The following is a 25,152-nucleotide window of genomic DNA, read 5'->3' on the forward strand; positions in this document are numbered from 1 at the left end:
TATGAATTATTGAATAATATACTATAGGTATTTATTATTTGGGAAACATTTTTCCCGTATTTGTTCCATAATATGTTTGGGGTGAGAGTATGGAGACAAATGCAAGATACGGAAGAGATTACCAATATTACAAGGAATATGAGAAACTATATGGAAGCCTTGACGTTTTTAGATTTTTAACAGCAAAAAAACTTGTTGAATTTGGCGAATATGAAGAATGGAAAGACTACAAGGACTTTAAAGAATGGCTTTACTCAAAGGAAAAATTGGATTGGAAGACTTCCAATGATTACATTGATTGGGAAATTAGGAAACTGAATTCATAAATTATTTTAAACCCTTATAAAATTTATAGGGGTTTTTTTTTAATAATGTAGTATAATAAAATTAGGACAATGTGAGGTGAAATTTTATGTCCTTTTCATCTATTACAAAAAACGAGCTTTCAAGGATATATCCCGAGGATAATTGCTGCAAGATGGCTGAGCTTGCTGCATTGATAAGAACTATAGGGGCAATATCTATTTATGGGCATCACAGGATAAGCTTAAGTCTTATTACAGAAAATGCTTCTGTGGCAAGGCTTGTTTTTAAGTTTATAAAAGATATTTTTAATGTAACAGCAGAGGTGATGGTTAGGAGAAACAGCCATTTAAAGAAATCTTTAAGTTACTTGATTTTGGTATCTGAGAAAAATTCTGCTGAGAAAATTTTAAAAGAAGTAGGCTTAATAAAAAGCAACAGTGATGGAATAGGACTAAATTATGGGATCGATAAAAGCTTGATAAGCAAAAAATGCTGTAAAAAGGCATATATTAGAGGCGCCTTTCTTGGAGGTGGCTCAATCAGTGATCCTGAAAAGGCATATCATTTGGAGTTTATTACGCATAATTTAGATCATGCTAAGGATTTATGTAAATTAATAAATTATTATCATTTGCATTCAAAAGTTATTGCAAGAAAAAATAATTATGTAGTATACTTAAAAGAGGGAGAGCAAATTGTTGATGTTTTAAATATAATAGGTGCGCATAGTTCTTTACTAAACTTAGAAAATATACGAGTATATAAAGATATAAGGAACAACGTCAACAGGCTTGTAAATTGCGAAACTGCGAATCTCACAAAAACAATTAATGCATCATTGAGGCAGATAGAGAATATAAATTATATTAAAGATAGTGTTGGGTTAAATTATCTTCCAGATAATTTAAAAGAGATTGCAGAACTAAGATTGAAGTATCCGGATATAAGCTTAAAGGAACTTGGACAGATGCTAGATCCTCCTGTTGGAAAATCAGGAGTAAATCATAGATTAAGAAAAATTGAAGAAATAGTATCAAAATTAAAAGAGAGGAGAGTCAATTATGACTGAAAAGACAGTAGAAATAAAGAACAAGACAGGACTTCATGCAAGACCAGCTGCATTGTTTGTACAGGCAGCAAGCAAATTTTCTTCGCAAATCTGGGTGGAGAAGGAGAACAAAAAAGTAAATGCAAAAAGCATTATGGGTATAATGTCACTGGGAGTTGCACAAGGCAATACAGTAAAGCTAATTGCTGATGGCAGCGACGAACAGGAAGCCATAAAGTCTCTTGTAGAATTAATTGATTCAAAATTTGGAGAAGAATAAGCAAAAAAGGTTTCTTAGGAAACCTTTTTTGTATGAAGGATGATTTTTTTATGACAAAAAATGAAAAAGTACTTGAATATTTAAAAAGTCTACCCGAGGGTACCAGAATTTCAGTCAGGAGTCTTGCACAAGCTCTAAAGATAAGCGAAGGAACAGCATATAAAGCAATTAAAGATGCAGAAAGCATGTATCTCGTAACAACGATCCCAAGGGCAGGTACCATTAGGACAAAACAAAAAAGCAAGCAAATTGAGAGGTTAACATATGAAGAAGTAAAAAATGTTGTAGATGGAGTTATTTTAGGCGGTGAAAATGGTCTTAACATTGAACTTCATAAATTCTTAATAGGTGCTATGACAATTGAAGAAATGATTAAATATATTCAGCCAGGTGATTTAATAATACTTGGGAATAGGGAAGATGCACAAAAAGCTGCATTGAAAGCAGGAGCAGCCGTCTTAATAACAGGTGGATTTGATACGAAGGATGATATAAAAAAGTTGGCTAATGACCTTTCATTACCATTGATATCTACGACATATGATACATTTACAGTAGCTACATTGATTAACAAAGCTATAAATGAAAGCATGACAAAGAAGAAGATACTTCTTGTAAACAATATTATGTCAACAAACCCAGTTTATATGACTGTCGATCAAACAGTTAAAGAATGGAAGATGCTATTGGGCAAAACAAGCCATACAAGGTACCCTGTTGTGGATAATAATGGATTATTAGTCGGCATGGTTACATCGAGAGATGTTGCTAAAGCCGATGATAGTGATAAAATAGGAGATATAATGTCCAAAAATCCCGTGTTTGTCACAGAAACGACTACAGTAGCTTTTGCGGCACATCTCATGATATGGTGGAATATCGAGGTTTTACCTGTTACAAATAATAAAGAGCTTGTTGGCATAATGAGCCGAGAAGATGTTATAAAAGCTTTGCAATATATGTCGAAGCAGCCTCAAATTGGCGAAGCTATTCAAGATACTATATTTAAAGATTTTCAAATGGAAAAAATTCAGGATGGAATGAAATTCGTAGGTACAATTCCACAGAGTATGATTAATCAGCTTGGAACAGTCAGCAGCAGCGCACTTATGATGCTTATGTGTGAATGCGGAGTTGCGGCTGTTACAAAAAACAAAAGATTCGATGCTGTTGTTGACAATTTTTTAATCTACTTTATAAGGCCTTTGCAGATAGGCAAAAATATAGAAGTTAACGCAATTATAAATGATTTTAGCAGCAATTTCTGTAAATTAGAAATAATCGTTGTAAATGAAGGCAACATAATTGCTAAAGCATTGATGTCATTAAGATTGCTAAAAAGCAAGAAATTATTCTAAGGTGATTCATATGTTTGTACATTTACATGTTCATAGTGAATATAGTTTGCTTGACGGTTCATGCAGGATAAAAGAGCTTATAAACATGGCAAAAGAGTTAAATATGGATTCTATCGCTATTACAGACCATGGTGTAATGTACGGTGCAATTGACTTCTACAAAGAAGCAAAATCGCAAGGCATAAAACCGATAATAGGCTGTGAAATATATGTTGCACCAAGGTCATTGTATGATAGGGAATATGGCATAGATAATCTCAATTATCATTTGATATTGTTGTGTAAAAATATTACAGGTTATGAAAACCTAATGAAAATTGTATCAAAGGCTTCTCTTGATGGATTTTATTATAAGCCGAGAGTTGATCATGAATATCTAAAATCACATAGTGATGGATTAATAGCATTAAGTTCATGTTTAGGCGGCGAAATTCCTACATATTTGCTGTCTGATGATTACGATAAAGCACGGGATACTGCCATATTTTATAATTCAATATTTGGCAAAGGTAATTTTTATTTAGAGTTGCAGTATCATGGCCTAAAAGAACAGGAAAAGGTTAATTCCAAGTTGATAGAGCTATCTAAAGAACTTGATATTCCTCTTGTCGCAACTAATGACGTACATTACCTTGAGAAAAAAGATCATATGGCACATGAGGTCTTACTCTGTATTCAAACAGGAAAAAACATGGATGATGCGGATAGGATGTCCTTCCCAACTGATGAGTTTTACCTTAAATCTCCAGAGGAAATGTGTGAAATTTTCTCCTTTTGTAAGGAAGCCGTTGAAAATACAGAGAAGATTGCAGATATGTGTAATGTAGAATTTGAGTTCAATAAGACAAAATTGCCTAAGTATGATGTCCCAGATGGCATGACATCATCAGAATACTTAAGGAAATTGTGTATTGAAGGATTTAATAAGAGATATAGTAACCCAAATAAAGAATTGATGGACAGACTCAACTATGAACTATCTGTTATCGAAGAGATGGGCTATGTAGATTATTTTCTTATTGTATGGGATTTTATTAAATTTGCACGCGATAACGGTATAATGACGGGACCTGGAAGAGGTTCAGCTGCCGGAAGCCTTGTTGCATATTGCCTCGGCATAACCAAAATAGATCCTATAAGGTATAACCTTCTTTTCGAAAGATTTTTAAATCCTGAAAGAGTTAGCATGCCTGATATTGACTCTGATTTTTGTTATGAGAGAAGACAGGAAGTGATAGATTACGTCGTCAGAAAATATGGTGAAGACAAGGTAGCGCAGATTATCACATTTGGAACAATGGCGGCAAGGGCAGCTATAAGAGATGTTGGAAGAGCTCTAAATTATCCATATGCAGATGTCGATGTGATAGCAAAAATGATACCTTTTGAAATAGGTATGACGATAGATAAGGCAATTTCATATAATCCAGAGTTGAAAGAAAAATACGAAAACGACGAAAAAGTAAAAAGGCTCATAGATATATCAAAATCCTTAGAGGGACTTCCAAGACATGCATCAACACATGCAGCAGGTGTTGTTATTTCTCGTGAACCCCTTGTAAAATGGGTACCACTTCAAAAGAATGAAGGAACTGTTGTCACACAATTTACGATGACAACACTTGAAGAATTAGGTCTGCTAAAGATGGACTTTTTAGGTTTAAGGACCCTGACAGTCATTAGAGATACTTTAAATATGATTAAGGAAAATTATGGAATAGATATTGATATTAATAGCATTGATTTTGATGACAAGGAAGTATATGCTCTAATTAGTAGAGGAGACACAGAGGGTGTATTTCAACTTGAGTCGTCTGGTATGAAACAATTTATGACAGAATTAAAACCAGAGAAACTTGAGGATATCATCGCAGGTATTTCTCTATATAGACCCGGACCTATGGATCAAATACCAAGATATATAGAGAATAAAAACCATCCGGAAAATATAAAATATGAACATCCACTGCTTAAGCCTATACTTGAGGTTACATATGGCTGTATGGTATATCAGGAACAAGTAATGCAGATAGTGAGGGACCTCGCAGGTTATTCCCTCGGAAGGTCTGACCTTGTAAGGCGTGCCATGGCAAAAAAGAAAATGAAAGTCATGGAAGAAGAAAGAAAAAATTTTATTTACGGTATAAAGGATGAGAATGGGAATTACGTAGTGCCTGGTGCAATAAATAAAGGCGTCGATGAAAAAACAGCAAATAGATTATTTGATGAAATGATCGATTTTGCCAATTATGCCTTTAACAAATCCCATGCGGCTGCATATGCGGTTGTAGCATTTGAGACGGCATATTTAAAAAAGTATTACCCAGTAGAATTTATGGCTGCACTTTTAAATAGCTTTGTCGATAATACTGATAAAGTAGCATTTTATGTTCAAGTTTGTAGAAAAATGGGTATTAAGGTATTGCCACCAGACATTAATGAGAGTTATTCACATTTTAGTGTAACAAATGGTAATATTCGCTTTGGCCTTGCGGCTGTAAAAAATGTCGGTGTCAATGCAACGCTTGAAATTGTAAGGGATAGAAAGAAAAATGGGAAATACAGATCGATCATCGATTTTTTCGAAAGAATCGATGATATGCAATTAAATAAAAAGGCTGTTGAAAGTCTTATAAAAGCTGGTGCGTTTGGTTCATTTGGTATATATAGATCACAACTTCTTGCTGTATATGAAAATATTATAGACAGCATACATAAAAATAAAGAAAGAAATATAACTGGCCAGATATCCTTATTTGTACATGAAGATGATACAGATTCAATAAATTATACGCTTCCTGATATAAAGGAATTTTCTCAAAATACCATATTATCGATGGAAAAGGAGACAATGGGATTATATATAAGTGGACATCCACTTGATGAATTTCAAAATGATATTCAAAGGATAACAAAATATACTACGAGAGACCTCAAGAATAGTGATGATGCATTGATTGGGAAGACTATTTTTGATAATCAGGAAGTAGTGTTGGCAGGTATAATAGAGAGTAAAAAAGTAAAATTTACTAAAAATAATAATATGATGGCATTTATCAATTTAGAAGATTTATATGGTACAATAGAAGTAATTGTATTTCCGACAATTTACGAAAAGTATTCAAATTTCATAAAAGAGGATTTTCCTGTAATAATAACTGGTAAGGTCAGCATCAAAGAAGAGGAAGAACCAAAGATTTTGTGCAACGAAATAAAACCACTAACACATATGATAAACGAAAAGTTATGGTTAAATGTTAAGGAGCAAAGGGACTTTGAAAAAATTAAAAGTGTTCTATCGAAGTATAAAGGCAATATCCCTGTATTTATAAAATACAGCAATAGAAGCCTTGCAGCAAGGAAAGATTTGTGGGTTGATGGGACGAATGAACTTATTGATGAACTTAATAATATTCTCGGCGAGGAGAATGTTAAAATTGTATAATTTTTAAATATATATTGATATTATATGAAAAATAAATTAAAATAATAGTTAGAAAAATCAAGGAGGCCTTTTTATGTGGACAGTTATATATATGGCACATAGTATGGAGATTGCTGAAAAGGTCAAAGATGTTTTAACTAAAGAAGGCTTTTTAGTAAAATTAAAACCACTTAATAAAAATTTAGATAATAGCGAGGGATATTGTGAAGTCATGGTCCCAAATTCTGAGGCTCAAGATGCTCAAAATACTATTATTGAATATGGTCTTTAATATGCCCCAGAAGGGGTAACTTTTAATATGATGGGACAAAATAAGACCCAGTGGGTAAGGAGGATATATAATGAAAACTATAGGTTTATTAACAAGTGGCGGTGATGCGCCGGGAATGAATGCTGCAATAAGGGCTGTTGTAAGGTGTGGAATATACCATGGTCTTACAGTTAAAGGTATCATGAGAGGGTACCAAGGCCTAATTGATGACGAAATTGAAGACATGACATTATCATCTGTAGGTGATATTATACAGCGTGGTGGCACTATACTTCGAACAGCAAGGTGTGAGGAATTTAAAACAAAAGAAGGTAGGACAAGAGCTGCTGAGGTATTAAAGAAACATGGAATAGAAGGGCTTGTTATTATTGGCGGTGATGGTTCTTTCAGAGGTGCACAGCTTTTAAGCAATGAACATGGTGTTAATACTATTGGGCTCCCTGGTACTATTGATAATGATATCCCATGTTCAGATTATACAATCGGTTTTGATACAGCATGCAATACAGCAATAGATGCGATTAATAAAATAAGAGATACAGCAACATCCCATGAAAGAGCAAACATCATTGAAGTAATGGGAAGGAATGCTGGTTACATAGCACTTTATGCAGGTCTTGCAGGTGGTGCTGAGATGATAATTATTCCGGAAATGAAGTTTGATATCGATGAAATTTGCGATAAAATCACATATGGAATAAAAAGGGGAAAGCTGCACCACATAATTGTGCTTGCAGAAGGTGTAATGAGCGGCTTAGAACTATCAAAAATGATACAGGAAAGGCTGCCTAAGCTTGATTTAAGACATACAACTCTTGGACATATACAAAGAGGTGGAGCACCAACTGTTATGGATAGAATACTTGCAAGCCAAATGGGTGCAAGAGCCGTAGAACTTCTAATAGAAAATAAATCACAGAGAATAATAAGCATTAGAAATAATCAAATAGTTGACGATGACATCGATGTTGCATTATCGATGAAAAAAGAATTTAACTTTAAACTATATGAACTTAGTAAGATATTATCAATCTAAGGAGTGAAAATATGCGTAGAACTAAGATTATATGTACAATAGGTCCTGCAAGTGAGAAATTTGAAATATTAAAAGAATTAATAGAAAGTGGTCTAAATATTTGCCGTCTTAATTTTTCACATGGTAACCATGAAGAACATGGTTCAAGAATGGATAATATAAAGAAAATAAGAGAAGAGCTGAATTTGCCAATTGCTATAATGCTAGATACAAAAGGACCTGAAATTAGAACTGGTACATTTAAAAATGGAGGTGCCGAACTTAAAGAAGGCCAAACATTTACGATAACCTCGAGGGAAGTTGAAGGCGATGAAAATATTTGCTCTGTAACATATAAAGGACTTCCGCAGGATGTTGAAAGAGGTTCTCGCATATTAATTGATGATGGATTAATATCATTAAAAGTAAATGACGTAAAAGGTGAAGATATAATATGCATGGTTGAAAATTCGGGCCTGATCGCCGATCATAAAGGTGTCAACGTTCCAGGGACAAAGCTTAATCTTCCGGCGTTGACACAAAAAGATGTAGATGATATAGAATTTGGGATAAAAAAGGGCATAGATATGATAGCCGCATCTTTTGTAAGAAAAGCGGCAGATGTTATCTCGATAAGAAGGCTTCTTGAAGATAATGATGCTGGACATATATTAATAATATCAAAGATAGAAAGCCGCGAAGGTGTAGAAAACATCGACGAGATCATAAAAGTATCAGATGGAATTATGGTTGCCCGAGGAGATTTGGGCGTAGAAATACCTATAGAAGAAATTCCAATTGTTCAAAAAAGAATTATTGAAAAATGCAATAAAGTTGGAAAACCGGTTGTAACAGCTACACAAATGCTAGATTCGATGATAAGAAACCCAAGACCAACAAGAGCTGAAGTAACAGATGTTGCAAATGCCATATTAGATGGAACAGACGCGATAATGCTATCAGGTGAAACGGCACAAGGAAAATATCCTGTAGAAGCATTTAAAACAATGGCAAAAATAGCCGAGAAGATAGAAACATATGTTAATTATAAAGAAAATACGGACAAGAATATAGACTACAATGTCTCTATAACAAACGCCATAAGCCATGCTACATGTACAACAGCAAGAGACATAGGTGCATCTGCCATAATTACCTCTACAATATCAGGATATACTGCAAGAATGGTATCAAGGTATAGACCATCATCACCTATAATTGCGGTGACACCTGATAGAGGTGTTGCTAGAAGGTTAAGTATTGTATGGGGTGTATATCCACTGGTTTCACAGGAAGTTAATTCTACTGATGAGATGATAGAAGTATCTGTAAATACAGCACTTAATGAGGGGCTTATAAGAAATGGTGACATAGTAGTAATTTCAGCGGGTATACCTGTCGCTACAACTGGAACAACCAATATGCTGAAAGTTCATATCGTGGGAGATGTAATAGTAAAAGGTACAGGCATTGGTACAAAATCGATTAGCGGTGTTGTCTCTGTTATTCACGATATTGATAAAGATAAGGTCAAATTTAGAGAGGGAGATATTATTGTAGCACAAAAAACTGAGAGAGACTATATGCCGATAATAGAAAAAGCATCTGCTATAATAACAGAAGAAGGTGGTCTCACATCACATGCTGCAATTGTAGGTCTTAACTATGGCATACCTGTAATTGTAGGATGTGAAGGAGTGACAGCAAAATTGAAAGACGGCATGACGGTTACTCTTGATACAGCGAGAGGTCTTGTCTATAAAGGAATAGTAAATATCAAATAAGACAGGAAGCTTAACACTTCTTGTCTTTAACTTTTGGGGGAATATATATGTATTCATATGATGCAAAGATACGTGTACGTTACGGAGAAACAGATAAGATGGGTATTGTATACTATGCCAATTATTTAAATTGGTTTGAAATAGGAAGGACAGAATTTTTTCGCTCACTTGGTATGACATATAGGCAACTTGAAGATAATAAGATTATGCTTCCTGTTATAGAAACACATTGCAAATATCTATGGTCCGCAGAGTATGATGACATTGTAATAATAAGGACACATATAGATTTCTTAAAAGGAACGAGAATAAGATTTTCTTACGACATAATAAGGGAAGATGACGGGAAAATTTTGGCACAAGGTACTACAGAACATCCCTTCACAACACTCGAGAAAAAGCCAGTTAACATAAAAAAGGTATTGCCAGAAGTATATGAGATGTTGTTAAAATGCTATGATGGTAAAGAATGATAAAAGTAAAATGCATTAACTGTAAGTTTTTACATTTAATGCAAGGAGATAGTTTTATGTATTATAAAATACTTGCATTGTTTATAGTAGTTCCACTTATTGAACTGTACATATTAATAGTTTTGGGAAAGAATATCGGGGTACTACCTACAATTCTGATTGTCGTCGGTGCTGGAATAGTAGGTGTTTCAATGCTAAAAAGAGAAGGCTTCAAAGTAATAAGAGAATTTAAAAATGCCTTAAATGAAGGAAGAGTACCTGGTGATGAATTGTTAAATGGCATACTTGTACTGGTTGGTGGCGTACTATTAATAACACCTGGGCTAATTACAGATGCGATGGGTTTTTTACTATTGATTCCTGCTACACGTAATACTGCAAAAAGGTGGCTTAAAAGTTATTTGCTATATCTCATCCGCGGTGGTGGAATAAGATTTTTTTTCAGAAGATGAATATTATAGAATAAAATGGTTATAATGGTAATTGGTAACCGATTGTATTACGGGGACATATTGTCCCCACATTTTTATTTTGAAAGTATTTATATTCTCTGTAAAATGTAAACAAAAATGTTTCTTCTAACTATATCCCCGAAAAGGGATTTTAATTCATCAACTTTTTATTCAAATTAAGGACTTACTTTTGAATTAAACATTTTGGATAAAATCAAAAAAGATAAAAAATTTATATAGATAAAAATAATGTAATTAGAAAAATCGTTTGCGCAAAAGAAAATATTATAGTAAAATAGAGATGGAGGAGGTGTTCTGATGAAGAGAAAAGCTTTAGCATGTATTTTTTTACTTATTTTCGTTTTTTCTATAATAACAGGATGTTCCAGTAATGTATCGTCAGTAAAAATTCAAAAATTAGACAATGCAAAAGCAGTGAATGCACCGGGAAATGATGATACGTGGGCACCTGCACAGAAGCAAGGGATCGGTACAGCAAATAATTATAATTCTAAAGTGTGGTTTACATTGGCAAATGGCGCGATATCTGAAGTTTATTATCCTACAATAGATACTGCAAACACAAAGGAACTAAAATTTATTGTAAGTGATGGAAAATCGTTTGTATCCGATGAGACGAAAGATACTTTGAGTAAGGTAGAAAAGTTAGATGAAAAGTCTTTAGGCTTTAAACTCATAAACACAGACAAAACCGGTAGATACAGGATTACGAAAGAAATATTTACAGATCCAAAAAGAAATTCACTTATTATGAAGACTAAATTTGAAGCATTGAAAGGTAATGTCAGCGATTATAAGCTTTATCTTGTCTATGATCCACATATAAAAAATCAGGGAAAATACAATGATGGATATGTTATAAAGTCAAATGGCAAGAATATGTTAGTTGCAAAAAGGGAAAACATTTATTCAGCATTAGCTACAGATGTACCGTGGATTGGCTATTCTATAGGGTATTATAATGTGAATGATATATTGAAAGACTTACAGCAAAATAAAAAGATGACATTACATTTTGACAGTGGAAGAGGAAGCATCATAGAAGCTGCGGAGGTGGATTTATCAAAGAAGAACGAATTTGAGACAGTCCTTTCATTTGGCGAAAGTGATGCGGATGCCGCAAAGACAGTCTTAAATACACTTAATGATAATTACAACAAGCTTAAAAGTGATTATATATCTGAATGGACTAAATATTGTAAAAGCTTAAATAACTATGGTGGTAAAGCAAATTCTCTATATTATAACAGCATGATGATATTAAAAGCAAGCGAAGATAAGACAAATAAGGGAGCATACATTGCTTCACTTTCAATACCATGGGGTGAAGGACAAGGTGATGAAAATAAAGGCGGCTACCATCTTATATGGTCGAGGGACTTATACCATATAGCAAATGCTTTTATAGTTGCAGGTGACAAAGACTCCGCTGGACGTGCATTAGATTTTCTCACAAAAGTAGTAGAGGAAAATGGTATGATTCCGCAAAATACATGGATAACCGGTAAACCCTATTGGAATGGTATACAGCTTGATGAACAGGCTGATCCAATTATACTTGCATATCGCCTTAAAAGGTATGACCTTTATAAAAAGATGGTCAAACCTCTTGCAGATTTTATTATGAAGGTTGGACCAAAGACGAATCAAGAAAGATGGGAAGAAGTAGGAGGTTATTCCCCTGCAACAATGGCCTCAGAAGTTGCAGGACTTACATGTGCATCTGAAATAGCAAAACAGAATAAAGATTTTGAGGCAGCAAAAAAATATCAGGAAAAGGCTGACAATTGGCAAAAACTTATAGATAAACTGACATACACTGAAAAGGGACTTCTCGGAAGTGGAAAGTATTATATCAGGATTGCAGGATTACCTGATCCAAATTCTAATTTTATGATAAACATTGCAAATGGTGGCGGTACATATGACCAGAAAGAAATAGTAGATCCAAGCTTTCTCGAGCTTGTAAGGCTTGGTATAAAATCGCCTGATGACCCAAAAATATTAAGTACATTACAAGTTGTAGATAGTACATTAAAAATAGACACACCAAAAGGACCGTCGTGGTATAGGTATAACCATGATGGATATGGTGAACCGTCAAAGACGGAGCTGTACCATGGTACAGGGAAAGGGAGATTATGGCCATTACTTACCGGTGAGAGAGGAATGTACGAAATTGCAGCAGAAAAAGATGCGACACCATATGTAAAAGCAATGGAGAATTACGCAAATGAAGGCGGCATAATATCTGAACAGATATGGGAGGATACAGGTCTTCCAACAGGTTCTGCATCACCGCTTAATTGGGCACATGCAGAATATGTAATCTTATTTGCATCTAATATAGAACATAAAGTTCTTGATAGACCTGATATTGTATATAATAGATATATTATCAATAAATGAAGCACGTGAAAGTGAAGCATAAGGATATTACTCATGCTTCATTTTTTATTTCGCAAGGTGAGTACATAATATTATTTTATTAACTTTAGTAAATGCGAAACAAAAAGCCGCTTACGAATTTCTAATTGTTCTGCTTTTTAATTTTGATTTAACCATGATTTGACTGTGCAAAAAGTGAATAGTACTTTTGCTATATATGAAGTATAATAAAAAAAGAATATTTGTATGGGGTGATTGCATTTGCAAAACATCGAAGTTGGCGATAGATATGAGATATATATTGATAATATGGCACATGAAGGGCAAGGTGTAGGAAGGTTAAATGGGATAGCTGTTTTTGTAGATGGTGCTTTAATAGGTGAAAAAGTTGTTGCACGGATTGATGAAGCGCATAAAAATTATTTAAATGCGCATGTAGTTAAAATAATTGTAGCATCTTTGGAGAGGATTAACCCGCAATGTCCTTATTCAGATAGATGTGGTGGTTGTATGCTGCAGCATTTAAACTATGAAGGCCAATTGATGTTTAAAAAACAAATTGTCAGAGATAATCTATCGAGAATTGGTAAGATTAATGTGGAAATTTCCGATACAATTGGTATGAAAAATCCAAAAAATTATAGAAATAAAGCACAATATCCAGTTGGAGTTAATAACGGTGAAGTAGTTACAGGTTTCTATACCGCAAAAACACATGATATTGTTCCGATTGATACTTGTATGTTACAAAACGAGACAAGCATAAAGATTACAAAGATTATTAGAGATTGGATGAAGGATTTTAAGATAACGGCATATGGCGATAAAACAGGGAAAGGCCTTTTAAGACATATCGTAACTAAAGTTGGATTTAAAACAGGTGAAGTAATGGCTGTACTTGTCATAAATGGTGATGACATACCACACAAAGATGAATTAATAAATTCTTTGAAAGAAAATATAAGTGGACTTAAAAGTATAGTATTAAATATAAATAAGCGTAGATTAAAAGTAGTAATGGGAAAGGAAAATATAACGATATTTGGTGATGATTTTATTACGGATTACATAGGGGATATAAAATTTGAAATCTCTCCACTTTCATTTTTTCAGGTAAATCCGGTACAAACTAAAGTTTTGTATAATAAAGCATTAGATTATGCAGATTTAAAAGGCAATGAGACTGTTATAGATGTCTACTGTGGTATTGGCACTATATCATTATTTTTTGCGAAATCGGCAAAACATGTTTATGGCATAGAAATCGTAGAAGAAGCTATAAAAGACGCTAAAAGAAATGCCGAGATAAATAATATAAAAAATACTGAATTTATAGCAGGAAAAGCCGAAGTGGTAATGCCAAAACTATATAAAAGAGGCATAAGACCAGATGTAATTGTAGTGGATCCACCCAGAAGAGGTTGCGACAATGCCGTACTTGAAGCCTGTACAAAAATGAAACCGGAAAAGATAATTTATGTATCTTGCAATCCGTCAACATTAGCGCGCGACTTAAGATACCTTGAAGACAATGGTTTTAAAACAGAAAAAGTTCAACCAGTTGACATGTTTCCATTCACTTCACACATCGAGTGCGTAGTTTTGCTCAAAAGGAAACACAGTTAGAATGAAGAGCATTATATTTAGCAATACGCTGAACTTTGCGATAAGATTATTGAAAAATACTAAATAAATAATAAATATTTCATGGGGATTAAAGAAAGATATAAATTTATTAATTTGTAAGACATTCAAAAATACATAGATTTATTTGTTAAAATTCAATTTAATAAAACAAATAAAATGCTCTCATATAGTATAAAAATGAGAGTATTTTAATTTTTTTGAGGCGACTAATTGACAATTAATATAAATACAGCAGAGATTATTGATAAATTGCATAAAATAAATCTAAAAAGTGTATACATTTATTTTCTTAAATTGTTATATTAATGAAAGCAGTTAACTGCATGACCCTTTTATAAAAATGACGGCATTTTTACCCTTAAATTTAAGGGAGGTTAAACATGAAAGATGAGAGGTTAGAAGATCTTTTATTAAAAGAAATGTTTGTAATACATAGGTATTTGATGAAAATAGGTGCGAGCTCAGAGGATGCGGAAGATATCGTACAGGAAACCATATGTAAAGCTATTGAGTACATTGATTCATTAGATGGTGAAAAAATCTCTTCCTGGCTGTTTAAGGTATCAATAAACAGATATTATAACCTGTATAACAAGAAAAAGAAGGAGGAGATTGGACTTGACGATCGAATACTTTCAAGCCTGCATTCAGATGGTATGATAGAAGACCATGTGCTTAATGAAGAGCTGAAGGCAAACGTACAAAAAGTTCTTGGCTTATTAAAGGAAAGTTACAGAACCCTTTTAATTTTTAAATATTTTATCGGTTTATCTTATAAGGAAATAGGCAATATTTTGAATTTGGATGAAAGCAAAGTAAAGACATATCTTTATCGCGCAAGAATTAAATTTAAAGAATTATGGGAGGTATTAGACTATGGCAGATGAAAAAAAAATAAACGGAAATGGCAATAATGATGAGAAAGATCTTGATGATATTTTTGAGAGCACAAAGAAGGATAAATTTGAAAAAGCAGTAAAAAGGGCAAAATGGCGCTCTATTTTAAGAACTATAGTTATAAGTTTGATAGTTATAGGGATTGTTTCAATAAGCAGTATCTTTATAGGAAACAAAGTAACACAGTCGGAAAGTTCTTTAATAGATGAGGCCTTGTCGCTATTTAATATTATATCTGCCCCTGATATGTACATGGGAAAATCAATTAGGTATGAAGGAATTTTTGGAGGTAAAACAGTTTATTCAACTTACAAGATAATAGAAGGTAAGGTAGTTTATACAGGTCAGCAGGAATACAGTTACGGGCTTTTTAACACTGTCGATGTACAGGCTATTAATTCACCGGCTATAGTATTCGGAAAAAGCTTTGATGAAGACAGTTTAAATAAACCAACGTACAACGAACTTGGACAGAGGGAAATGATTTTTTTCTATCCGTATGTAAAATACAAGACATACAAAAATGACTTAAATTTATTAGAAGACATAGGAAATGACAAATATATTGAGATGGCATTATCTTTTGACAAGGAATATAGCATCGACGAAGTAAATAACATGATGCCCAAAAATGTAACTTTAACATGGTATTGGATTGATGATTTAAATAGCAAAGAAAAAGAAGCACATAAACCCCGTGAAAATATTCAAAAACTCCCAAATGGAAAATCTATTGTCGTGGATAATCCAGCAGATGTATGTTCTGAAAAAGCCGCATATGGAATAAAGGTTTATGATAGCAATGGTGATTTAATAAAAAATCCGGAAGAATTTTTTATAGGTGTTCTTGAAAATAATATAAAGGATATAGAAAAACTTAAAACAGATAATCATAAGGTTAACGGTATCAAATCGGAGGTTAAAAGGATTTACGACAATCTAAAAGACAAAGATGGAAAAATAAAAAAGGAAAACATCAAGATACAAGGCGTCGTTGTAACAGGTACTGCAGAAACCTTAAAATCGCTGCGTGGCTTACCTTTTATTAAAGCATCATCATTAGGGGTAGTTACGGATAAATATTAATATAAGTTTACTCATATGTTGAATTTAAAATGAGAATATGGTATAAAAAAGTCACATAATTTGAACAAATAACTGACAGCAACAGTGAATATAAAAATTGAGATAATGCAGTCAGGGATAGGTCCTGGCTTATTTTTTTACATAATTTAATAAATTCTTTACTATGAAAATCAAATACTTGAATAAAGCAGCTATCTAACCATAATCGAAAAGTTATATAAAGTTTGCTTGGAATGGATAAAAAATTATGCTGGGGGTTTTACAATATGGCTTACATCCCGTGCAGAAAGTTATTATATTATCGAAAAAGATGTCGTATAGACCTTTTTCTATTTCTTGAATTATAGTATAATGTTACTATAACCAAGTAAAATACCTTTTTCAACATGAATTGGAAGAGTGAGTAAAGGAATAAAAGCTAGTAAGGATGATGTTGTTATGCAAATTCAGGTGATTGAGGATTATGAAATATTTAAAAAACTCATAAAGCTAAACTGGGGTTCTGAAATTATTGTCGTACATAATACTGTGTACAAGCCAGAAGATTTAAAAGGTTTTTTTGCATATGATGAAGATGGTAATGTAATAGGTATGATAGGGCATATCATAAAAAATAATGAGTGTGAAATTGTAATTCTTGAAAGTTTTAAACAAAATGCAGGTATTGGAACTGCATTAATAAATAAAATTGAGGAGATAGCCAAAAAAGAGGGATGTGATAGGATATGGCTTATAACAACAAATGACAATCTTAATGCTCTTGGATTTTATCAAAAAAAAGGATTTAAAATAAAAGCCGTTTATCCCGGAGTTATTGATGAAGCAAGAAAAATAAAACCTGAAATACCGCTTATCGCGGATAATGGAATCCCAATAAGAGATGAAATCGAACTTGAAAAAAGTATAGGATAAATTAAGTATTTGACTAATCTTAACATTAAACTTACTAAATTATTGTAATGTATAAAAAATAATTTTATTGACATATTAAGAAATACATTGTAGTATATAGTTTAACAAGTTAATATTTTAAATCTCTTATCAAGAGTAGTGGAGGGACTGGCCCTATGAAACTCGGCAACCGGATATCACGGTGCTAATTCCAGCAGCGTATCGCTGAAAGATGAGAGAAGTCAAATCTCTTCTTTTGGCGAAGAGATTTTTTGTTTTTTTAAAGAATTTTTTTGTGGAGGAGATTATGATGTTTAAAGATGAAAGCCTTTGTAATAAATTAAACCGAGGTGAGTTTATAATTACCGCTGAAATTTCCACGCCAAAAGGAGCAGATATAACGAAGACAATTGAAGAAGCGAGAAAATTAAAAGGCATTGTAGATGCTTTAAATATAACAGACTGTCCTATGGCAAACATGAGGATGAGCCCTATAGCCTTGGCGCATCTCTTGCAGAATCACTTAAATATTGAAACAATATTTCATCTTACTTGCCGCGATAGAAACTTGATTGGGCTTCAATCAGAGCTCCTTGGTGCATATGCCCTTGGTGTCAGAAATGTACTTGCTTTAACTGGAGATGATCCGTCACGTGGTGATACACCTACAGCTACAGGAGTTTACGATGTCGATTCAATTGGACTTTTAAAGATTGTAAATTCTCTGAATAACGGTTATGATTATAGTGGAAACAAGTTGGAGTCATCTACTGAATTTTGCATTGGAACTACTGCAAATCCCAATGATTTGACTGAAAAAGCGATTGACAAATTAAAAAGCAAAATAGATGCAGGAGTTGCCTTTATACAAACACAACCGGTTTATGACGAAGATATTTTGTTTAAATTTATAAAAAAGATAGAAGCTTTAAATATACCAGTACTTGTTGGCGTACTCCCTCTTAAAAGCTATAAAATGGCTGTTAATTTAAATAAAAAAGTTCCAGGAATAGATGTTCCAGAACATATAATTGAAAAATTAAAAATAAAAGGGAAAGAAGAAGGAATAAATATAGCCGTCGAATTTATTAAGAATATAAGAAACAATGTTGGCGGTATTCATGTTATGCCGCTTGGAAAAGTAGATGTTGTTGCTGATATAGCGAGTAGAATTGATAATATGGAGTTTAAGCTTTCAGAAAAGAAGGTAGAGACAAATTAAAATGGAGGTCAGCATATGGACATATTTAAAGAGCTGTTGAAACGGATAATAATTTTTGATGGAGCTATGGGAACACAACTTCAGGAAAGAGGGCTAAAAACCGGTGAATGTCCTGAGTATATGAATATATCTCATCCGGATGTTGTATTTGACATACACAAATCATATATCAATGCAGGTGCAGATGTGATAGAGACAAATACCTTTGGTGCTAATAGAGCTAAATTGGCAAAATACGGCCTTGAAAAAGAAACGGCTAAAATAATTGGTGAATCTGTCCGAATTGCCAAAAATGCAGCACAGGAGAAAAGTGTTGCACTGTCAATAGGACCTATCGGTGAACTTCTGAAACCTTACGGTGATATAGCATTTGAAGAAGCTTATGAGATTTTCAAGGAAGTTGTAATTGCAGGGGAACAGGCTGGTGCAGATATTGTTTTGATTGAAACAATGTCTGATATGCTTGAAGCAAAGGCGGCTATCCTCGCGGCAAAGGAAAATACAAACATGAAGGTAATTTGTACAATGACATTTCAAGAGGATGGAAGGACGTTAATGGGTTCAGACCCAGTAACTGTTGTTGTAAGCTTGCAAGGGTTAGGGCTTGATGCAATTGGCGTAAATTGCTCAACAGGTCCTGATAAGATGGTTAATATAGTTGAAAAAATGTCTACAGTATCACGTATCCCTATTATTGCACAGCCTAATGCAGGCATGCCAGCAATTAAAGATGGCAAGACTGTATATGATCTGATGCCTGATGACTTTGCAAGTTATTTCCCTGAACTTATTAAAAAAGGTGCATCGATAGTCGGAGGATGTTGTGGTACAACACCTGAGTATATTCGATTGGTAAAAAGTGTTGTCCAAGGTTTTAAACCATATGTACGCGTTAATAAATTTACAGCCGTATCATCAAATGCAAAGACAATTTTTATAGGTGGGGATAACCCTTTAAGGGTTATAGGTGAGCGTATCAATCCGACAGGGAAGAAAAGTTTGAGCACAGCATTAAAGGAAGGAGATATAAGCCTTGCGGTTGATGAGGCGGTAAGGCAGCAAAAATCGAATGCTGACATACTTGATGTAAATGTAGGTGTTCCAGGTATAGATGAGGAAAACATAATGGTAAAGGCTGTATCAGAGATTCAGAATGCAGTAGATATTCCATTGCAGATAGATAGTACAAATATTAAAGCAATAGAAAAGGCAATGAGGATTTTAAGGGGCAGACCTATAATTAATTCTGTAAGTGCAAAAGAAAAAAGTTTAAGAGAAGTATTGCCGATTGTCAAAAAATATGGCGCATGTGTTGTAGGGCTTACTGTAGGAGATAACGGACTTCCAAAAAATAAAGAAGAGAGATTAAAGAATGCTAAGAAAATTGTTGAAACTGCCAAAGAATATGGTATACCTAAAGATGACATTTTAATAGACTGTATAGTTTTGACAGTATCTTCAGAGCAAGAAGCGGCTAAAGAAACTTTAGAAGCTATAAAGCTTGTTAAAAGTGAATTGGGTGTAAATACCGTAATTGGCTTAAGCAATGTATCTTTTGGGCTTCCTGAAAGGAAATTAATTAATTCGGCATTTTTAGCAATGGCGGCATCCTACGGGCTTGATACTGCCATTATAAATCCATGCGATGATGTAATGATGAATACATTAAGGGCATCTATGGTATTAATGAACAAAGATAAGGGTTGCATAAATTATTTAAAAATATATGGCAGTAATACACCTGTGAAAAATTCATCTTCTAAAAAAGATATAAAAAATGAAGAGTATGACAAACTTTTATACAATCATATTTTAGAAGGTAAAAAGGCTAAAATTGAAAATATTGTTGAGAATATTTTGGCCGAAGGTGCGGAACCGCTTAAAATAGTAGATAATATTATCATACCTGCATTAAAAGATGTAGGCGACAAGTATGACAAGGGTATTTATTTTTTGCCGCAGCTTTTGAGCTCTGCAGAAGTTGTCCAGGGAGCTTTTAAGATAATAAAAGAGAGGCTGCCAAAAGGTACAGTATCTAAAGGTAAGATAATTCTTGCAACTGTAGAAGGTGATGTACACGATATAGGGAAAAACATAGTCAAGGTTCTTTTGGAAAATTATGGGTATGATGTTATTGACCTCGGTAAAGATGTGAAAGGTGAAGTAATTCTTGAAGAGGTAAAGCGTTCAAATGTATCGCTTGTGGGATTAAGCGCATTAATGACGACAACGCTTTTTAACATGGAAAAGATTATTAAGCTGCTTAAACAGAATGCGGACGTAAAGGTCATGGTAGGCGGTGCTGTCCTGACAGAAGAATATGCATTAAAGATAGGTGCTGATTATTACGGCAAAAGTGCACAAGATGCTGTAAGAATTGCAGATAGTTTTTTTTTGAGAGATAATTTAAGCTGTAAAAATTGCGGCTAAATTTACGGAGTCATTGTGGCAGGAAATTACTAAACATCATCGTACCTAATTTGATGAAAATATAGGAATTTTTGTATTATATAGTATCATTATCCTCTGGCTGAATAAATTAAAGAAATACAAAAACTATCAAGGGGGATGATAGTTAAATGAGATAAAAGCAAATGTTTGTATAAACTTTGGTATTTTAAAATTGAAAAGAGAGAAATTTGCTATAGAGCAATTTTAGATAAAAACAATATATTATTGCAGATCAAGATTTTTTTATCTAAACACTTACCTTTTAAGAGATCCAAAGATTAAAATAGTATATAGATAATATTGAATAAATAATAAATACTACTAATTTTTTAGCAAAAAATTTTAGAATCCCTTGACTGTGACCTCAGGTATTGGCTTATTATAAAATCAAGGAGGGATTATGATGAAAATAAGTGAAGTAATGGAGATCACAAAGCTCACAAAAAAGGCAATAAATTATTACGAAGATGAGGGATTGATAAAACCCGATATTAATCCAGATAATAACTATCGTGAGTATTCTCAAAGTGATGTTGACAAATTGATACAGATTGCAACTTTAAGACAATTAGATATGCCAGTAAAGGAGATAAAAAAAGTCATATTAAATCCAGAGCTAATGAAAGATAAGCTTAAACAACATCTAATGAATCTTGAAGATGAATCAAAGAGGATTGAAAAGTGTAAATGTTTGATTAAACTATGCCTCGATACATTAAATATTACTGATGATATGTCAGAGATCACAAAAAATTTGATATCTCTTAAAGAGTCTCTTGATATGGATGATAAAGCTAAAGAAGGTTTTATAAAAAGGCAATTGTTAAGAATATTCCCTGGTAATTTTGGCGAGATTTTGATTGCACTTTATAGTCCATTTCTAAATGAACCAATAGATACACCAGAAAAGGAAGAAGCATGGCTTGAATTAGTTAATCGCCTTGATAATATTGAAAATATAGAATATACAGATGAAATGAATGAAATATATAAAAAGATAAATGCAGAAGAATTTGAAAAATATAAAGATAAAGCAAAAAAGATATCAAAGAAGTGGATATCTATCACTGACTCGGAAATGGATGATTCAAAAGAACATTTTTTAAAGAACATAAACGATATAAATGAATCTTCACCAGAAATTATAAAGATGCTGGAGAATTTGATGATTACGATGAAAGATATAAATATGGATAAGTACTTGAGCGTGCTTAGCGAAGATTACCGTAAGTATAAAGATAATTGGGTTAAGTATAATAAATTATTAAATGTCAAAATTGATGAAAAAGGAAATATAATTAAAGCTGAATAGACAAATTTTATGATATAAGTCGGAAAAATTCCGGCTTATTTTTTGATCTAAAAATGTCTAGGCTATATTAAAAAAAGAGGCAAATACTTAATAAGAGAAAAAGTCTTAGTTTACTTTTTTAAGTATAGAAAAGATTAGATATTTTAAATATATTACTTTCTATAAGATGCAAAACAAAAAAATTTATGAAATTTTATCCCGAAGTGGATTTTGATTTATTGACTTTACAAATCAGTGTTCTTAAATATCTTGAGGAATAAAAGTGGAGAAGTTATAATGAATATAAGAATATAAAATTGATTCATTTACCATATCTGTGGAAATAATTAACAGGTACAAGGGTAATATAATCAGTGAAATAACGAACTAATTGCATGAAAGGAGAATATTATGAGTTTTTGGGAAACAAAGGATACGAAAAGAATATGGTATATTGGTGAAGTTTATGATTTTAAAAGAGATGGTAACAGCCTATTATTTAGCACATACAAAGGTATTATGAGAATTAAGATTCTTTCTTCAAATTGCATAAGAATAACTTTTAATATGGAAAGTAAATTCTTAGATATCCCCTCTTTTGCCGTTGTTAATGAGATGTCAACAGAAGATTTTAGCGTTGAGGTAAATAGCGAATATTTCACTGTGTCTACAAGTGAAATAAGGGTTAATATTTATAAAAATGATGGAAGAATCGTAATACATGATTTTGATGAAAATATCTTGTCAGAAGATATGGAATATGGCTTCTCTTGGACGAAGGATTCTTTAAAATGCAAAAAGAGAATCGCTCCTAATAGCCATTTTTATGGCCTTGGTGAAAAGACAGGATTTTTGGATAAAAAAGGTTACAAATATGTTATGTGGAATACCGATGATCCATTACATACACCAACAAAAGACCCTCTTTATAAAAGTATCCCTTTTCTTATAAATTTTAATGGGCAATATGCTTCGGGCATATTCGTAGACAACACCTGTAAAATAGTTTTTAATTTAGGTGAAGAAAGCTCCGAATACTATACATTTGAGGTAAATGATTGTGAGATGGATTATTATTTCATATATGGTCCTGACATAAAAAGGGTTATAAGTACATATACAGACCTTACAGGGAAAATGTATTTACCACCAAAATGGGCATTGGGTTACCAACAATGTAGGTGGAGTTACTATCCAGAAGAAGTTGTTAGAGAATTAGCGGATACTTTCAGAGAGAAAGAAATCCCTTGTGATGTTATTTATTTAGATATTGACTACATGGATGGTTTTAGGGTTTTCACTTGGGACCCTAACCGCTTCCCTGATCCTGAAAGAATGCTTAAAGATTTAAAAGACAAGGGATTCAAGGTAGTTACAATAGTTGATCCAGGTGTTAAGAAGGATGCAGAATATGTAGTTTATAGAGATGGCATAGAGAAAGGTGTTTTTTGTAAAAAGCTAACAGGTGAAGTATATATAGGTAAAGTATGGCCTGGAGAAGCCGCTTTTCCTGACTTTTCAAGGGAAATGACACGCAAATGGTGGGCTGAAAAGCACACCGAGTTATTGGGTAAGGGTGTTTCAGGGATATGGAATGATATGAACGAACCAAGTGATTTTTCTATAAATTCTAACAAAAGGACAGAATGTACTGTACCGAATGATGTAATAATGGAAAATGATGGTCATCCAGCTACTTTTAGAAAATATCATAACTGTTACGGCTTAAATATGTGCAGGGCTACATTCGAAGGTTTTAAAATGATAAAGCCTGATGAAAGACCCTTTATATTAACTAGGTCTGCTTATGCAGGTATACAAAGATATTCTGCCGTATGGACGGGTGATAACCACAGCTGGTGGGAGCAATTGGATTCATCAATGCCTATGCTTATGAATATTGGTATGTCAGGTGTACCTTTTGTAGGTGGTGATGTTGGAGGATTCCAAGGCAATGCATCACCAGAATTATTTGCTCGCTGGATGCAGTTAGGGACATTTACGCCATTCTTTAGGGCACATACTGAAATAGACACAAAGCCACATGAGCCATGGGCTTTTGGTAAAGAAGTTGAGGATATTTGTAGGAAATATATTAGTTTAAGGTACAAATTATTGCCGTATATTTATAACGAATTTTATAAAGCTTCTAAAACGGGGTTGCCTATAATGAAGCCACTTGTAATGAAATATCCTGAAGATGAGAATGTACATAATTTGTGTAATCAGTTTTTATTTGGTGACTGCATAATGGTTGCACCAATTTATAGACCGTCAACATATAAGAGAAGTGTTTATATTCCTGCAGGCACATGGTTCAACTATTGGACAGATGAAAAATATAAGGGGAATTCATATATAATTGCTGATGCGCCATTAGATACATTGCCAATATATGTGAAGTCTGGAGCGATTATTCCCTCTATACCCGCTATGAATTACGTAGGAGAGAAAATAGTTGATACTCTTACCTTAGACATTTACTTAGGTGAAGATTCTGAATATTGTCTTTATGAGGATGACGGTATAAGCAAAAAGTACTTAGAGGGAGAATATAGAATAACTTGTTTCGAACAAAAACGTACAGATAATGGCATCAATTTTACAATAAGACCTTTGGCAAAAAGATATACGACTGGTAGGACATCATATCTTTTAAGATTCCATGGATTTGAAGAAAAGCCTATGAAGGTTGAACACAACGATAAATGTGAAACAAATTTTGATAATGGGGTATTTTGTATTAAAATAAATGATACAAATGAAGAGCAAATATTAACAATTAAATAGAATCAAACAAGGGACCTGTCCCTTGTTTGAAAGGAG

At 33.2% G+C, this 25,152-nt stretch carries 19 protein-coding genes and 1 riboswitch; all 19 genes read left to right on the plus strand.

Annotated elements, in window-relative coordinates:
* Positions 1 to 89: 89 nt before the first annotated feature.
* The 19 genes from CPG45_RS12395 to CPG45_RS12485 all read left to right on the plus strand — a co-directional run bounded on the left by CPG45_RS12395 (position 90) and on the right by CPG45_RS12485 (position 25,116).
* Positions 90 to 326, plus strand: a complete 237-nt coding sequence (locus tag CPG45_RS12395; protein WP_096232220.1) for a hypothetical protein — start codon at positions 90 to 92, stop codon at positions 324 to 326.
* 86 nt (positions 327 to 412) lie between these two features.
* Positions 413 to 1,375 carry a DNA-binding protein WhiA gene (whiA, locus tag CPG45_RS12400; protein WP_096232221.1) on the plus strand — a complete coding sequence of 321 codons (963 nt, stop codon included), beginning with the start codon at positions 413 to 415 and terminating at the stop codon, positions 1,373 to 1,375.
* On the plus strand, positions 1,368 to 1,634 hold the full coding sequence (locus tag CPG45_RS12405; RefSeq protein ID WP_096232222.1) for an HPr family phosphocarrier protein: 267 nt from the start codon (positions 1,368 to 1,370) through the stop codon (positions 1,632 to 1,634). The genes whiA and CPG45_RS12405 overlap by 8 nt, the downstream gene beginning before the upstream one ends.
* A gap of 50 nt (positions 1,635 to 1,684) precedes the next feature.
* Complete coding sequence (locus CPG45_RS12410; protein WP_172856566.1) at positions 1,685 to 2,992, plus strand: DRTGG domain-containing protein; 1,308 nt, start codon at positions 1,685 to 1,687, stop codon at positions 2,990 to 2,992.
* Between the two features lie 10 nt (positions 2,993 to 3,002).
* Positions 3,003 to 6,437: a DNA polymerase III subunit alpha gene (locus CPG45_RS12415; protein WP_096232224.1), complete on the plus strand. Its 3,435-nt coding sequence runs from the start codon at positions 3,003 to 3,005 to the stop codon at positions 6,435 to 6,437.
* A 73-nt stretch (positions 6,438 to 6,510) separates the two neighbouring features.
* On the plus strand, positions 6,511 to 6,708 hold the full coding sequence (locus CPG45_RS12420) for a hypothetical protein (protein WP_096232225.1): 198 nt from the start codon (positions 6,511 to 6,513) through the stop codon (positions 6,706 to 6,708).
* A gap of 70 nt (positions 6,709 to 6,778) precedes the next feature.
* Positions 6,779 to 7,744, plus strand: coding sequence for a 6-phosphofructokinase (pfkA, locus tag CPG45_RS12425; protein ID WP_096232226.1), 966 nt, complete (start codon positions 6,779 to 6,781; stop codon positions 7,742 to 7,744).
* A gap of 11 nt (positions 7,745 to 7,755) precedes the next feature.
* The gene (pyk, locus tag CPG45_RS12430; protein ID WP_096232227.1) at positions 7,756 to 9,507 is read left to right on the plus strand and encodes a pyruvate kinase; all 1,752 of its coding nucleotides are present in this window, start codon (positions 7,756 to 7,758) and stop codon (positions 9,505 to 9,507) included.
* 47 nt (positions 9,508 to 9,554) lie between these two features.
* Positions 9,555 to 9,980, plus strand: coding sequence for an acyl-CoA thioesterase (locus CPG45_RS12435; protein WP_096232228.1), 426 nt, complete (start codon positions 9,555 to 9,557; stop codon positions 9,978 to 9,980).
* A 56-nt stretch (positions 9,981 to 10,036) separates the two neighbouring features.
* Entirely contained in the window at positions 10,037 to 10,432 is a 396-nt protein-coding gene (locus CPG45_RS12440; RefSeq protein ID WP_096232229.1) for an FxsA family protein, read from the plus strand.
* Between the two features lie 318 nt (positions 10,433 to 10,750).
* The gene (locus tag CPG45_RS12445; protein ID WP_096232230.1) at positions 10,751 to 12,862 is read left to right on the plus strand and encodes a glucan 1,4-alpha-glucosidase; all 2,112 of its coding nucleotides are present in this window, start codon (positions 10,751 to 10,753) and stop codon (positions 12,860 to 12,862) included.
* Positions 12,863 to 13,102: 240 nt separating this feature from the next.
* Positions 13,103 to 14,467 (plus strand): 23S rRNA (uracil(1939)-C(5))-methyltransferase RlmD, encoded by a 1,365-nt coding sequence (gene rlmD / locus CPG45_RS12450; protein ID WP_096232231.1) that lies wholly within the window; start codon positions 13,103 to 13,105, stop codon positions 14,465 to 14,467.
* Positions 14,468 to 14,868: 401 nt separating this feature from the next.
* Complete coding sequence (locus tag CPG45_RS12455; RefSeq protein WP_096232232.1) at positions 14,869 to 15,375, plus strand: RNA polymerase sigma factor; 507 nt, start codon at positions 14,869 to 14,871, stop codon at positions 15,373 to 15,375.
* Positions 15,365 to 16,471 (plus strand): anti sigma factor C-terminal domain-containing protein, encoded by a 1,107-nt coding sequence (locus CPG45_RS12460; protein WP_096232233.1) that lies wholly within the window; start codon positions 15,365 to 15,367, stop codon positions 16,469 to 16,471. Before CPG45_RS12455 ends, CPG45_RS12460 begins: the two co-directional genes overlap by 11 nt.
* 438 nt (positions 16,472 to 16,909) lie before the next feature.
* The gene (locus CPG45_RS12465; RefSeq protein WP_096232234.1) at positions 16,910 to 17,383 is read left to right on the plus strand and encodes a GNAT family N-acetyltransferase; all 474 of its coding nucleotides are present in this window, start codon (positions 16,910 to 16,912) and stop codon (positions 17,381 to 17,383) included.
* 123 nt (positions 17,384 to 17,506) lie between these two features.
* A riboswitch (SAM riboswitch) is annotated at positions 17,507 to 17,601 on the plus strand.
* A 71-nt stretch (positions 17,602 to 17,672) separates the two neighbouring features.
* Positions 17,673 to 18,584 carry a methylenetetrahydrofolate reductase gene (locus CPG45_RS12470; protein WP_096233603.1) on the plus strand — a complete coding sequence of 304 codons (912 nt, stop codon included), beginning with the start codon at positions 17,673 to 17,675 and terminating at the stop codon, positions 18,582 to 18,584.
* Positions 18,585 to 18,599: 15 nt separating this feature from the next.
* On the plus strand, positions 18,600 to 21,014 hold the full coding sequence (locus tag CPG45_RS12475; protein WP_096232235.1) for a homocysteine S-methyltransferase family protein: 2,415 nt from the start codon (positions 18,600 to 18,602) through the stop codon (positions 21,012 to 21,014).
* 424 nt (positions 21,015 to 21,438) lie between these two features.
* Positions 21,439 to 22,347 carry a MerR family transcriptional regulator gene (locus tag CPG45_RS12480; protein WP_157732402.1) on the plus strand — a complete coding sequence of 303 codons (909 nt, stop codon included), beginning with the start codon at positions 21,439 to 21,441 and terminating at the stop codon, positions 22,345 to 22,347.
* 390 nt (positions 22,348 to 22,737) lie between these two features.
* Positions 22,738 to 25,116: a glycoside hydrolase family 31 protein gene (locus CPG45_RS12485; RefSeq protein WP_096232237.1), complete on the plus strand. Its 2,379-nt coding sequence runs from the start codon at positions 22,738 to 22,740 to the stop codon at positions 25,114 to 25,116.
* The last annotated feature ends 36 nt before the right edge of the window (positions 25,117 to 25,152 follow it).

Source organism: Thermoanaerobacterium sp. RBIITD (genome assembly GCF_900205865.1).
In the GTDB taxonomy this organism is placed as follows: domain Bacteria; phylum Bacillota; class Thermoanaerobacteria; order Thermoanaerobacterales; family Thermoanaerobacteraceae; genus Thermoanaerobacterium.

What these genes read in the sequence shown, in the direction of transcription:
- CPG45_RS12395 (WP_096232220.1), top strand. Translation starts at nt 90, where the DNA reads ATGGAGACAAATGCAAGATACGGAAGAGATTACCAATATTACAAGGAA.
- whiA (WP_096232221.1), top strand. Translation starts at nt 413, where the DNA reads ATGTCCTTTTCATCTATTACAAAAAACGAGCTTTCAAGGATATATCCC.
- CPG45_RS12405 (WP_096232222.1), top strand. Translation starts at nt 1,368, where the DNA reads ATGACTGAAAAGACAGTAGAAATAAAGAACAAGACAGGACTTCATGCA.
- CPG45_RS12410 (WP_172856566.1), top strand. Translation starts at nt 1,685, where the DNA reads ATGACAAAAAATGAAAAAGTACTTGAATATTTAAAAAGTCTACCCGAG.
- CPG45_RS12415 (WP_096232224.1), top strand. Translation starts at nt 3,003, where the DNA reads ATGTTTGTACATTTACATGTTCATAGTGAATATAGTTTGCTTGACGGT.
- CPG45_RS12420 (WP_096232225.1), top strand. Translation starts at nt 6,511, where the DNA reads ATGTGGACAGTTATATATATGGCACATAGTATGGAGATTGCTGAAAAG.
- pfkA (WP_096232226.1), top strand. Translation starts at nt 6,779, where the DNA reads ATGAAAACTATAGGTTTATTAACAAGTGGCGGTGATGCGCCGGGAATG.
- pyk (WP_096232227.1), top strand. Translation starts at nt 7,756, where the DNA reads ATGCGTAGAACTAAGATTATATGTACAATAGGTCCTGCAAGTGAGAAA.
- CPG45_RS12435 (WP_096232228.1), top strand. Translation starts at nt 9,555, where the DNA reads ATGTATTCATATGATGCAAAGATACGTGTACGTTACGGAGAAACAGAT.
- CPG45_RS12440 (WP_096232229.1), top strand. Translation starts at nt 10,037, where the DNA reads ATGTATTATAAAATACTTGCATTGTTTATAGTAGTTCCACTTATTGAA.
- CPG45_RS12445 (WP_096232230.1), top strand. Translation starts at nt 10,751, where the DNA reads ATGAAGAGAAAAGCTTTAGCATGTATTTTTTTACTTATTTTCGTTTTT.
- CPG45_RS12455 (WP_096232232.1), top strand. Translation starts at nt 14,869, where the DNA reads ATGAAAGATGAGAGGTTAGAAGATCTTTTATTAAAAGAAATGTTTGTA.
- CPG45_RS12460 (WP_096232233.1), top strand. Translation starts at nt 15,365, where the DNA reads ATGGCAGATGAAAAAAAAATAAACGGAAATGGCAATAATGATGAGAAA.
- CPG45_RS12465 (WP_096232234.1), top strand. Translation starts at nt 16,910, where the DNA reads ATGCAAATTCAGGTGATTGAGGATTATGAAATATTTAAAAAACTCATA.
- CPG45_RS12470 (WP_096233603.1), top strand. Translation starts at nt 17,673, where the DNA reads ATGTTTAAAGATGAAAGCCTTTGTAATAAATTAAACCGAGGTGAGTTT.
- CPG45_RS12475 (WP_096232235.1), top strand. Translation starts at nt 18,600, where the DNA reads ATGGACATATTTAAAGAGCTGTTGAAACGGATAATAATTTTTGATGGA.
- CPG45_RS12480 (WP_157732402.1), top strand. Translation starts at nt 21,439, where the DNA reads ATGAAAATAAGTGAAGTAATGGAGATCACAAAGCTCACAAAAAAGGCA.
- CPG45_RS12485 (WP_096232237.1), top strand. Translation starts at nt 22,738, where the DNA reads ATGAGTTTTTGGGAAACAAAGGATACGAAAAGAATATGGTATATTGGT.